This is a genomic window from Pseudonocardia lacus (assembly GCF_018531445.1).
Lineage (GTDB): Bacteria > Actinomycetota > Actinomycetes > Mycobacteriales > Pseudonocardiaceae > Pseudonocardia > Pseudonocardia lacus.
This window is the reverse complement of the sequence record NZ_JAHDTH010000241.1, coordinates 1-11,637: the sequence shown is the minus strand read 5'-3', so window position 1 is coordinate 11,637 and position 11,637 is coordinate 1. Positions and strand designations below refer to the sequence as shown.

Here is an 11,637-nt window from a genome sequence, read left to right as displayed (position 1 = left end):
CGGCGCGGACCGCTGAACCGCACGGCCGCGGGGCTGGTCGGCCCGCTGCTGCTCACCGCGCTGGTGGGCTGCGGCGGGCCGGCTCCGGTCGCCGCGACCGCGCCACCCGCTGCGCCACCCGCACCGGCGGTCGCGGTGGCCGAGCCGGCCGATGGTGATCGACTCGCGGCACCGGCCCGGGTGCGCTTCCCTGGGCTGGGCGTCGACGCCCCCGTGGTCGCGGTGGGCGTCGACGGCGTCGGCGAGATGGAGGTGCCGCGGGACGTGGCCACCGTCGGCTGGTACCGGTTCGGCCCGGGCGCCGGCGCGGGGTCGGCCGTGCTGTCCGGGCACGTCGACGACCGCGTGCAGGGCCGCGGGGCGTTCCACCGCCTGAGCGACCTGCAGCCGGGCGACCCGGTCGGCGTCGAACTGGCCGACGGCACGTCGCTGGAGTACCGGGTGGCGCTGGTCGAGCGGATCGCGGAGGACGACCTGCCCGTCGACCGGCTCTTCGCGCGCGACGGCGCTCCCCGGCTGACGCTGGTCACCTGCGGCGGCGACTTCGACCGGCAGGCCCGCAGCTACCGGGAGAACGTCGTGGTCACCGCCGAGCCGGCCGGTCGTTGACCGCCGGCTGATGGGTGCGGGCTGATGGACGCCGTGGAGCGCGGGCTCGTCGACCGGTTCGTGGCCGGTGACCCGGCCGCGCTGCGGGCCCTCTACGACCGGCACGCCGGCGAGGTCCACGGCTTCGCGCTGCGCTGCCTGCGCGCCCACCACGACGCCGAGGACGTCACCCAGCAGGTGTTCGTGCGCGCCTGGCGCGGGCGCGCCACGTTCGACCCCGGCCGTGGCACGATCGGCGCCTGGCTGCAGGGCATCGCCCGCCGCCAGGTGGCCGACCGGCTCGCCGCCCGGACCCGCGACGCCGAGGTGTCGAGGGCGGCGCAGGTCGCGGGCGACGGACCGGGTGGCGGGGTTCCCGACCAGGTGATCGAGGCGGTGGTGGTGGGCGACGAACTGGACCGCCTGCCGGCCGAGCAGCGCCGGGTGGTGCGGCTGGCGTTCTACCACGACCTGACGCACACCCAGATCGCCGCGCTGACCGGCCTGCCGCTGGGCACGGTGAAGAGCCACCTGCGCCGGGGGCTGGAGCGGCTGCGCAGACGCTGGGAGGTCGACGGTGTGGCACCCCGATCCTGATCAGCTCGCGCTGGCCGCGCTGCCGGCCGAGGAACCCGACCCGGGGGTCGCCGCGCACCTGGCGGAGTGCGCGCTGTGCGCCGGCCACGTGGCGTCGTTGCGGCGCACCGTGGACCTGGCCCGCGCCGGTGGCGACACCTCCGACGACGGCACCGGGCCCCCGGAGCGGGTGTGGCGGGCGATCACCGAGGAGCTGGCGATCGCCGACCCGCCGCAGCACATCGCCACCGCCCGCACCGGGCACCGGCGCGGGCGGGCGTGGTGGCGGGTGGCGGTGCCGGCCGCCGCCGCGCTGCTGGGCCTGGCCGTCGGCCTCGGCATCGGGTACACGGCGGCCCCGTCCGCCCCGCCCGAGCCGGACGGCGCGGTCGTCGCACTGCTCACCCCCGTCGGCGACCTCGACCCGGACGGCACCGGCGAGGTCGTGATGCTGCGCGCAGACGACGAGGACCGGATGCGGGTCGACCTGCGGGGCGTGCCCGACCTCGACGGCGGCGACTACCTCGAGGTGTGGCTGCTCGCCCCCGACGGCACCCGGCTGGTGTCGCTGGGCGGGCTCACCCCCGGCGACGGCGCCTACCACGGCACGTTCACCGTCCCCAGGGGCCTGCCGATCACCGAGTTCAGCATCGTCGACGTCTCCGTCGAGCGCTGGGACGGCGACCCCGGCCACTCCACGCTGAGCGTGCTGCGGGGTCCCCTGACCTGACCTGACCGCGGTTCAGCCGTCCACCGTGCGGCGGACCCGGACCGTCAGGTGGCGGAAGCCCGCGATGCCGCCGAACAGCCCGGCGATGTCGAGCACGCGCACGGTGGCCATCCGGTCGGCCACCCCGCCGTCCTCCAGCGGGGGCAGCCCGGCCAGCGCGTCCCGGAACGCCTCGTCGAAGCTGAGGGCGGCGGAGAACCCGGTCGCCTCGTCGCCCCCGGCCGGATCGGTCGCGGGCCCGAGTGCGGCGAGCTGCTCCAGATCCCGGCCCGGCTCCTGGATCCGCACCGCGTCCACGCCGTCGGCGTGGTGCACCCGGATCACGTCGCGGTCGACCGGGTAGCGCACGACCTCGGCGTAGCGGAACGGGGTGAGCACCTGCGGCCAGAACCCGGGCAGCGGCACGCGGACCAGCTCGAACCGCGGCGGGAAGATCCGCAGTGGGGACTGCACGACGTCCACCCGGAAGCCCGGGCTGGGCAGCTCGCCGGTGGCGATGAGCACCACCCGGTCGGCGACGCGGAAGGCCTCGATGCTGCGCCGGTCGGCCAGCTCACGACCGGACCCCAGCGGCTCCTGCACCCGGATCCGCAGCACGTCGTCGGCGACGTCGACGACCTCGAAGTCGTAGTCGGGCCGCGCCCCGCCGAAGCGCACCGCGATCCGGCCCGGGACCCGGCAGCTCCACCGGCCGGGCACCGTGACGATCCCGTCCGCCGCCCCCACGTCCTCCTGGAGGAAGACCCCGTCGCCGTACACGCGGAAGCCGTCGCGGCCGAAGCTGACGGGGAAGGCGAAGCCCTCGCGGCGGAACACCTGGACGTCGTCCCGGTCCTCCTCCCGCGAGTGGATCCAGTGGCCGAACAGGGCCTGGTGGGCGGTGGTCGGGGCGGCTGTCGTGGTGGTCATGGGCGTTCACCTCGTTGATCGGGCGGTCCCGCCGCTCGCGGGGCCGCCGAGGAGGACCCGTGCGCGACGCGCCGTGATACGCCGATCACGGGCGCCACGTGCAAATCCCGTACCGGGCCGGCGCGCGACCGGGATGGCCCCGCTGTTCGGCACCCGTCCGCCGAGGCGATGCTCGCCGGCGTGACCGAAACGACCACTCCCGCCCCGGCGCTGCGCCTGCTGGCGCTCGCGCTCCTCCTGCTCGGCCTCGTGCTGTGCATCGGCCTGCTCGCGACCGCCGGCGACTTCTCGACGATCGCGCTGAACCCGCAGCCGGAGCCGCCGGGCTGATGGCACCCGGAACCGGGCGGCGCGCGGGATGTTCGACAGCCCGCGCGCGCCCGGATCCGCTCGGTGCACGGCGATCGGGTACTACGGTCGCGTCATGGCCACTCGACTCGTCCGACCCGGCTCCGGCAAGTTGATCGCCGGGGTGTGCGCCGCTCTCGCCGACCGGTTCGGCGTGTCCCGCGGCCTCGTCCGCCTCGTCTTCGTGGCCTTCGGGCTGGTCGGCGCCGGTGAGCTGGCCTACATCATCCTGTGGATCATCATCCCGAAGGAGCGGCGGTAGGGCTCAGCCGAACGCGGCCTGCCGCACGGCGTTCGCCACCTCCGGTCCGTCCACGGCGCCGTGCCCGCTGATGACGGCGTCGCCGGCCAGGTTGTGCACCCGCGCCTCCGCGAAGCGGTAGGTGGTCCCGACCGGCCCCAGCGTCCCCTCCCGCACCTCGACGGCCGGCAGGCCGACGGCTCCGTTGGCGCCGATCCCGCCGTAGGGGTCGTCGCGGTCACCCAGCCCGGACGCCACCTGCTGCGCGATCCGCGAGGCGATCGCGTAGGCGAACCGGACGGCGAGGTCCTTCTGCGAGTGCGTGACGACGATCGGGCCGCCCACGGCTCCCCCTCGGACCGCCCTGCGGAACGCCCCCACCGTGCCGAGCGGACCGGTCGCGTCGTCGAAGGCGAACTGGCTGAACGCGCCCTGCAGCAGGCACAGCGCGTGGGCGGGAGCGCCGTCGGCGGCGGCGGCGCTGATGACCCGCGCCCCGAACGAGTGCCCGACCAGGCTGACCGACGCGCCCCCGGCCTCGGTGGCGAGCCGGCGCAGCAGCCTCGCCACCCCGTTCCGGCCGACGTCGCCGGCCCGCTCCTTCATCCGGTAGTAGGTCCCCATGTTCAGCAGGAACCGGGCCAGCACGAGCGGGGACAGGAACCCGTCGCCGAACCCGGCCGCCCCGCCGGGACCCCCGACCGGACGCGCACCCGCATGCGCGAGCAGCTGGGGCGACCTGGCCAGCACCCCGAGGTAGCCCTGCTCGACCTGGCGGAAGAGCTCCTCGACGTCGCCGTGCAGCAGCGGCGAGGGCATCGGGTCGTCGTCGGCCACGGCGTCCGGGGACGGCAGCACCGACCGCCGCAGCGCCTCGACGAAGGCCGCCCTGGCCCCGGGCGAGTGGTCGAGCAGCGGCACCTGCGCCCGGAGCGCGGCGGCCGCCGCGGGGTCCTCGACGGTGGCGTCGATGCGGTCGGCGAGCCGGGTGGCCGCGTCGACGGCCGCCAGCGCGCCGCCGGCGATGGTGCCGCCCTCGTCCGCCCACTGCACGGACGGCCACAGCAGGCCCACGACGACGGGCCGGACACCCGGGGCCCGCTGCTGCGCGGCGATCCGGTCGGCGAGCACGGTGTAGAAGCGCTCCGCGTCCTGGACCGTGTTGTTCCACCCGTGGCACAGGCAGAGGACGTGGGTCGGCGGCGACGCCCGTCCGACCCCCTTCGCGAGGGCGACGGCGGCGTCGAACTGCTCGGTCCTGGCGACCGCGCCGCTCGTGGTGAACTCGACCGGGGCGTAGGGCAGCTGCACGGCGATCCTCCTGCCGGGTTGGGTGCTGGGGTCAGACGGCCTGGATGGCGCGCATCGCGTCGACGAGACCGGCTCCTTGGAACGTGCGGGCCCGGCCGAGGTCCGTTGCGGAGCCCATGAGGATCCGCTTCACCTCCTCGGGCCGGCCGATGAACTCCGGGTGGACGGACAGGAACGCCGCCGCGGTGCCCGACACGTGCGGGGCGGCCATCGAGGTGCCCGTGTCCTCGACGTAGGTCGCGCGGTCGTCGGCCGCCCTCGCCTTGACGAGGTTCTTGCCGGCCGCCGCGCTGATCACCCGCTCGCCCGGGGCAACCAGGTCGGGCTTGGGCCGCCCGTCGCCGGTCGGGCCCTTCGACGAGAAGAACGCCACGCCGGTCGAGTGCGGCGACGCCGAGGTCGCGCCGACGGTGACGGCGAGCTCGGCGTTGCCGGGGTCCTGGATCGTCATCGCGAACCCCACCTGCGCGACGTTCTGGGCGCCGTCGATGCCGATGCCGTAGCCGGTGTTGCCGGCCGCCACCACGACGAGCACGCCCGACTTGACCAGCAGGTCCACCTCCCGGCACACGGGCGTCAGCCCGGCGCCGAACCAGGCCGGGTCGAACGGGTAGCCGACGGAGATGTTGACGCCGTGGATGACGAGGTTGCGGCCGTGGTCGTTGACCCGCTGGACGTGGCGCAGCGCGGCGAGCACGGCGTGCAGGTCGCCGGTGCCGTCGGCGCGCAGGACCTTCAGCGAGACCAGCGACGTGAGCGGGGCCATCCCGCTGATCGCGGGGAACTCCAGCATCCTGGTCCGGCTCTGCTCCTGCTCGTCGAGGTACCAGCCGGCGGCGACGACGGGCCCCTCCTGCGCGCCGGCGATGATGGCGGCCACGTGCGTCCCGTGGCCGAACTCGTCGATGAGCGCGTCGCCGGGCGAGTCCGACACGAACGAGCGGTGCCACCGCGCGCCGGCGTCGAGGTTCGTGTGCCGGGTGAAGTGGGGGTGGTCGGCCTGGACGCCCGAGTCGACCACGGCCCAGACGATCCGCCGCCCGCCCGCGTCGAAGGCGCGCCGCGCCGCGTCGCACTTCGTCGTGACGATCGACCGGGTGATCAGCGGAGTGACCTCGAAGTTCGGCCAGATCCGGTGGATGGCCGAGCGCGGCGCCCGGCTGGGCGTCGCCGGTGCGTCGAGCTGCGACGGCGCCGGCGTGGTCGGGAGGCCGACCGACGCACGCACGACGCGCCGGATCTCCCCGGCCGTGAGCGCCGCCCCGACGTAGCCGTCGGCGACCCGGACGGGTCGATCGGGCGCGACCTCCCGCAGGAGCGACTCGATGGCCTCGACAGCGGCTCGCACGCCGAGGGGGTAGTTCGTCGAGACCTCGATGACGACACCGATGGGCCGTTCGCCCGCAGTGCGCATCAACTCCTTCAGGGGGCGCGAGATGATGCTGTCCATCACCAGGTCCGGCGAGGTCGGCACCTGCTGCCCCTCCCCGGGTCGACCGCTCGGCTCGCCCGCGGCCGGGGCCATCGTGTACTCCGCCGGCAGGTCGTCGCCGGTCATCCGCCCCACCCCGCTAACCGCGCATCGGGAACAGCACGACCGGGTCGTCGGCCCGCAGCGTCACCGGCTCGGCGAACGGCTCGCCGTCGACGACCAGGCGGACGGGCAACTCGGGCTGCTGCCCGCTCGACGGGGGATCACCGGCGACGGGCCGTTCCTCCACGTGGACGCGGCCGCCGCTGAGCTCCGCGACCCGGGCCGCGAGCCAGGTCAGGAACTCCCGGCGGGCACCGGGGTCCCGCAGGACCCGCCCGAGCGCCGCCCGCACCCCCTCCGGGTCGAACGGCGACAGGTCGGGCTCGCGGGATCCGGCCATCGCCGTCGCGATCGCCTCGAAGACGGCGCGGTCGTCCCCCACGAGCCCGCCCCCCTCGCTCAGAGCGCGGCCAGCACGACGGGCAGGACCTGCATGCCGACCTGGGCCACCCTGCCCCAGTCGACCGACGAGACCGCGTCGCCGATCGAGTCGATGGCGTCGGTGAACCAGTTCTTGGTCATGTCGACCGACGGCTGGAACGCCTTGCCCTGCTGCAGCGCCGCCACCGGCTCCACGGCCGCCTTCGTCCACGCCTGGAGCGCGGTCATGAACGCGGGGTCGTTCAGGTGCGGGCTGACGATCTCCCGCAGCTGCGCCACCGCCTGCTCCTTGGGAACGGCCGGGACGAAGGCCTTGCCCTTGCCGATCCCGAAGATGCTCAGTACCTGGCTCACCGTCTGGCCGGCGATCCGGGGGTCGATCCCGACCGTCGGCGCCAGCGTCTGCGCGACGCCCGGCAGGATCCCGCCGAGCCCGCTGAGGAAGTCGCCGAACCCCTTCTCCGGGTCGTCCGCGAGCCCGGCCCCCTTGACGGAGGTGGTCAGCGCGTTGGTGGTCAGACTCATGTCCTTCTCCTTCTCCTTCTTCGATGTGCTTGCCGAACCCCGTGCGGCGACGCCGCTCTGCGCGGTCCGCCTGGTCCGGGGCTTCGCCTTGGAGCGCGTCTGCCCCTCGCCGCTCTGGTAGGTGGTCATGGCTGCGTTCAGACCCCGATCCCGAGCGACTGGAGGAACGCCTCGATCTCGTCGTCCGCGGACGGCGTGCTCGTCGCGCCGGAGGCGCCGTGGGTGATGAGCGGCTCGGTGAGCCAGCCGCCGTGCGCCATCGGCGCCTCGGCGACCGGTGTCTGGCGCATGTTCAGCTCCGCCAGGCGCTGGGCGATGCCATCCCTCAGCGCCGCGACCGGCACCGTCGCCCCGCCGGCGTCGAGCTCGAGCCCGAGCGCCCAGGTGAACGCCGACAACCCGGCGGTCGGCGGGCTGCCGGCCGCGGCCGTCTGGTCGGCCAGGCAGGCGGCGAGCAGCACCCCGTTGAGCTCCGACTGGCCTTCGCCCGCCTTGGCCGGCGGGACCTCGGCGCCGAGCGCCTCGCCCGAGAACTGCTTGGCCACCGCCCCGGTGTCCGAGGTCGCCTTCCGGCCGAACGACTTGAACGAGCTGGCCTGGGCCAGCAGCGCCATGTCCGCGGCCGCCTGCTCGGGCGGTGGCTGCCACACCTTGGCCCGCGTCACCTGCAACCCGTTGGGGGCGAAGAACAGCTTCTCCATCCCGGCGGCGTGGCAGGCGTCGATGATGCAGGTGAACGCGCCCTCCGGGGCCTGGTTGCTGAAGTGCACCAGCTCGGTGTCCTCGAGGAACTGGTCGTACATGCACAGCACCTCGATGTAGGTCGCCCCCTTCACGTAGCGGTAGCCGTGCGAGGACTGGAAGAAGACGATCTCGTCGTCCGCCGCCGCGCCCGCGAGGAGCTGGGAGAGCCCGATCCGGACGTTCGCCAGCGTCGCGGCGCTGTTGTGCAGCAACGTGATGTCCTCGGACCGGAAGCCGTAGTGGTCCAGCAGGAGCCCCCGGAACCGCTGCGTGTCCGCGACGCAGCTGTTCAGGTTGTTCCGGTGGTCCGGGTAGAGGTCGATGCCGACCAGCAGCGCGCGCTTCGAAGCCACGGGAGGTCCCCTCGTCGTCCGTCGTGAATGTGCGGGCAATCGTGCATCCCGAGCCCGACGACGTCGAGTGACCCGTATTGGTGAACGCCATCCGCGGGACGCACTGAATTGATTCCGCGTGGGTCGAGATGTCCGCATTGCGACGATTCGACCGACCCTGCCACGTCAATTGACGGAGGGTCGCCGACCAGCAATACGCATTACTGCGAACATCACGGCCGGGGCGATCGGCCACGGCCGGTCACGACTAGCCTGATCAGGTGAAACGCACCCTCGACCCGATCGGCGGAGCGCCCCGCGGCGGCTCGGCGACCCGTCCCGAGCAGCACGCGATCGTCAATACGCAGAACTACGGACCCGCAGGCGAAGGCGTCCGTGCTTCAATCGCCGGCACTCGCCACAGCCATGATTCAACAGCCCGGCTCGGGTCCTTCAGCGATTTGTCACGGCAGACCGACGAGGGGACCATACCTCAGCTCGTCGATCGCCGGAAAAGGCGCATCTCCGGTTTCGCGACCCGTCCGGGTCGCCGCTCACGCGGGGAAGACGGGCGTTCCCGGCCGCTCCGCGCGGGAGCGTCCGGGAACGCGGTGTTCGGGGCGTCGCGGCCCCGGGGGCTCAGCCGTCCCCGCGGGCCGGCAGGTACTCCCGCAGCTCCCCCTTCAGCGGACCGGCGAACGCCTCGGCCACCGCCTCCGGCGTCCACCCGCCCTCGTGGAACTGCTCGGCGACCTGCTCGGGGTGGGTCCACAGCGCGATCCGGTCGCCGCCCGCGGCGATGGCCTGGCCGGTGACCTCGGCCGACGCGGCCGAGGCCAGGTAGACGATCATCGGAGCGACGTCGTCCGGGGTCCCCAGGCCGCGTCGGCGCACGTCCGCCGGCACGGGCTCACCCCGGTCCACCTTCTCGACCAACTCGCCCAGGCCGGGGATGGTCGCGACCATGCGGGTGAGGGCGGTCGGGACGATCGCGTTGACCGTGACCCCGATCTTCGCGTGCTCCACGGCCCACGTGCGCATCATCGCGACGATGGCGCCCTTCGACGCCGAGTACGCGGTCTGCCCGAAGCTCGCCCGCTGGCCCGCGGGCGACCCCACCAGGATGAGCCGACCCCCCTCGCCCTGCTCGCGGAACCGGGCGGCGGCCGCCCGACCGCACGTGAAGGTGCCCCGGAGGTGGCTGCCCACCACGAGGTCGAAGTCCTCGTCGGTCGTGTTGCGCAACGTCCTGTCGCGCAACGCCCCCGCGTTGGTGACCATGACGTCGAGCCGCCCGAACTCACCCACCGCCCGCTCCACCAGCGCATCGGCGACCTCGGCCCCACCCACGGCCCCCACCTCGGCGACCGCGGCACCCCCCGCCCCCACGATGGACGCGACCGTCTCCTCGGCGACATCGGCATCGATGTCGTTCACCACGACCGACGCACCGGCCGCGGCGAGCGCCCGGGCGTAGGACCGCCCCAGCCCCCGTCCGGAACCGGTCACCACGGCGACCCTGCCGTCGAGCATGTGCCCTCCTCCTGCGCCCTTCGGGCGTCCTCGACCTCGCCACGACGCGATGGCGACGGGGCCGTGCGCACGCGCGGGCCCCACTTGAAACTAGGAGAACCAGCGCCGTCGCGAACGCCGCTGATGACGGGTTCGGCGCGGGTCTCCGTCGCGGGACGACCACGTCGTCCGTCGCGGACGCGGCACGACGCCCGGCCGAGGGCGACGAGCGACCCGTCTCCCGGAACGACCATCTCCGTCCGCGTCCCCGACCACGGCGTGCGATCCGGGTCCGCACCGAGTTCCCCGGCAGCACCCGCTGGTCGACGATCGTGGCGAGGTTGACCAGCAGCTTCACGGTCCCGGGCGGTGCTGGCCACCGGTCCGCAGCCGGCCCGCACCGTGCTTGTCAAGCCGGCGCCCCGGCAGGCGGCACAGGCCCGTCGCCGAGCACCCGGGCGACCGCCTCTCCGACCAGTTGCCGGTGGCAGCGCGCCGGGTCTGCCTCGAAGCACAGCAGTGCAACCCGCTGCCGCCGCGCGCGGTCGGCCACCGTCTCCACGGCCTGCGCCGCCTCGGGTCTGCCCAGCAGTTCCCGGAACCGGTCCCGTGCCGCCGAGGTCCCGGCGCGGAAGCCGTCGCGGTTGTCGACCGGGTTGCCCAGCGCCCGCAGGTGCAGGTACTCGATCCCGGCCGCGGCGAGCCGCTCGGCGAGGCCACGCTTGGACAGTCCGGGCTTGCGGGAGATCGGGGTCAACCGCACGTCGACCAGCAGGGACACGTCCTTGGCTACCAGGTCGTCAACGACCTCTTCGGCCGAACGACCTTCGTAACCGACGGTCAGCAGGCTCACCTCACGGGCCACGGCGCCGCGGCCCGGTACTCGTCCAGCACCCGCACGATCTCCGCCGCCGTCGCCGGTCGCTCCTGCGGCCGGTCCTCGTAGCGCTCGGTCAGCTCGGTCATCGGCTCGATCAACCCGAACACGTCCACCGGCTCGTGGAAGCCTTCCGCGGCGATCGCCCGCGCCGCCCGATACGGCCGCTGCACGCCCTCGGCCACCGAGTTCGCCTGGTTCCAGCACAGCAGGTCGAACTGGCTGCCCGGCCCCGCCTGTCCCAGCACGACCTGCGGCGGAATCGACACCACGTCCGCAGCGACGGCGCCCTGCTCGTCGAACGGGACCTCCTCGACCGGACGCACCGCCATCGCCCCGATCACCGGACGCAGCCGCTCCACACAACGCAGGCACCGGGCCTCGAAGTCCGTGCCGGTGCGCGCCTGCCCCGGCTCGGCGAGCAGGGCATCGACCTGCCGGTAGCGCTTCAACACCACCGATACCGGGTGGTCGTCGAAGTACAGCCGCGCGCACACGTCGATCAGCGTCGTCAGCCGGACCCGCAACCGCCACTGCGGCCGCGACTCCACCAGAGCCAACTCGTGCCGACCCACCTCCTGCACCCGCTGGCGAACACCAGGGGGACGCATGGCGGCGATCCTAGAGACCCGTCACAGCGCCGCGACGCAACCGGCCCAGTCGTCCGGCCGCGAACCACTCTGCACGTCCGGTAGCCGCAGGTTGACGACGCGAGTCCCCGAGGACGAGTGGGCCAGGTCCGTCTCGCGCGACCATTGGGTTCGATGCACTGGTCTGAGCCCTCACCGCCGGCGAGACCGTCGACGGCCGCACCGACCGCCCGGAGGACGGTGAGGCTTCTCGCCCAGCTGGATCCACGTTCCGCACCCGCGAACGGCGCGCCGACCTCGTGGCCCCCAGGGCTAGTACTACAGCCGGACTTCGTGATCTTGCTCCGTGGGGGGTGCCCGGAACGTGGCGCGGCCACCGCATGATCATCTCGGGTTGTGTGGACTCAAGACGAAGCGGTGGCCGCAACCCACAGCCTAG

Annotated in this window: 14 protein-coding genes; 5 read left to right on the top strand and 9 right to left on the bottom strand. The window is 73.9% G+C overall.

Translation table 11 applies throughout. The features are described from left to right. The 3 genes from KIK08_RS33690 to KIK08_RS33680 form a co-directional block, all read left to right on the top strand. Nucleotides 1–609, top strand: a 609-nt coding sequence (locus KIK08_RS33690; protein ID WP_214407367.1) for a class F sortase, incomplete at its 5' end; no start/stop codon positions are given. Nucleotides 610–633: 24 nt separating this feature from the next. Then, complete coding sequence (locus tag KIK08_RS33685; RefSeq protein ID WP_214407366.1) at nt 634–1,185, top strand: RNA polymerase sigma factor; 552 nt, start codon at nt 634–636, stop codon at nt 1,183–1,185. Continuing rightward, the gene (locus tag KIK08_RS33680; RefSeq protein ID WP_214407365.1) at nt 1,166–1,894 is read left to right on the top strand and encodes an anti-sigma factor; all 729 of its coding nucleotides are present in this window, start codon (nt 1,166–1,168) and stop codon (nt 1,892–1,894) included. The genes KIK08_RS33685 and KIK08_RS33680 overlap by 20 nt, the downstream gene beginning before the upstream one ends. 12 nt (nt 1,895–1,906) lie before the next feature. On the opposite strand, the gene KIK08_RS33675 is transcribed toward KIK08_RS33680, so the two are convergent. Continuing rightward, nucleotides 1,907–2,803, bottom strand: coding sequence for a hypothetical protein (locus tag KIK08_RS33675; RefSeq protein ID WP_214407364.1), 897 nt, complete (start codon nt 2,801–2,803; stop codon nt 1,907–1,909). 180 nt (nt 2,804–2,983) lie between these two features. Here KIK08_RS33675 and KIK08_RS33670 point away from each other — a divergent pair, with 180 nt between their 5' ends. After that, complete coding sequence (locus tag KIK08_RS33670) at nt 2,984–3,133, top strand: hypothetical protein (RefSeq protein WP_214407363.1); 150 nt, start codon at nt 2,984–2,986, stop codon at nt 3,131–3,133. 94 nt (nt 3,134–3,227) lie between these two features. After that, the gene (locus KIK08_RS33665) at nt 3,228–3,413 is read left to right on the top strand and encodes a PspC domain-containing protein (protein ID WP_214407362.1); all 186 of its coding nucleotides are present in this window, start codon (nt 3,228–3,230) and stop codon (nt 3,411–3,413) included. Nucleotides 3,414–3,416: 3 nt separating this feature from the next. Here the strand turns inward: KIK08_RS33665 and KIK08_RS33660 are convergent, their stop codons facing one another. From KIK08_RS33660 to KIK08_RS33625, 8 genes are all read right to left on the bottom strand, one after another. After that, nucleotides 3,417–4,703: a hypothetical protein gene (locus KIK08_RS33660; RefSeq protein ID WP_214407361.1), complete on the bottom strand. Its 1,287-nt coding sequence runs from the start codon at nt 4,701–4,703 to the stop codon at nt 3,417–3,419. A 31-nt stretch (nt 4,704–4,734) separates the two neighbouring features. Further along, entirely contained in the window at nt 4,735–6,261 is a 1,527-nt protein-coding gene (locus KIK08_RS33655) for a S8 family peptidase (protein WP_214407360.1), read from the bottom strand. A 13-nt stretch (nt 6,262–6,274) separates the two neighbouring features. After that, nucleotides 6,275–6,619, bottom strand: a complete 345-nt coding sequence (locus KIK08_RS33650; protein WP_214407359.1) for a hypothetical protein — start codon at nt 6,617–6,619, stop codon at nt 6,275–6,277. Nucleotides 6,620–6,636: 17 nt separating this feature from the next. Continuing rightward, complete coding sequence (locus tag KIK08_RS33645) at nt 6,637–7,143, bottom strand: hypothetical protein (protein WP_214407358.1); 507 nt, start codon at nt 7,141–7,143, stop codon at nt 6,637–6,639. Between the two features lie 137 nt (nt 7,144–7,280). Continuing rightward, entirely contained in the window at nt 7,281–8,240 is a 960-nt protein-coding gene (locus KIK08_RS33640) for a caspase family protein (RefSeq protein WP_214407357.1), read from the bottom strand. 618 nt (nt 8,241–8,858) lie between these two features. Beyond that, on the bottom strand, nt 8,859–9,752 hold the full coding sequence (locus KIK08_RS33635) for an SDR family NAD(P)-dependent oxidoreductase (RefSeq protein WP_214407356.1): 894 nt from the start codon (nt 9,750–9,752) through the stop codon (nt 8,859–8,861). A 388-nt stretch (nt 9,753–10,140) separates the two neighbouring features. Further along, a complete protein-coding gene (locus tag KIK08_RS33630; protein ID WP_308258057.1) occupies nt 10,141–10,584 on the bottom strand; it encodes a DUF488 domain-containing protein in 444 nt (147 codons plus the stop codon). Next, complete coding sequence (locus tag KIK08_RS33625) at nt 10,581–11,219, bottom strand: hypothetical protein (RefSeq protein WP_214407354.1); 639 nt, start codon at nt 11,217–11,219, stop codon at nt 10,581–10,583. Before KIK08_RS33625 ends, KIK08_RS33630 begins: the two co-directional genes overlap by 4 nt. Between the last annotated feature and the right edge of the window lie 418 nt (nt 11,220–11,637).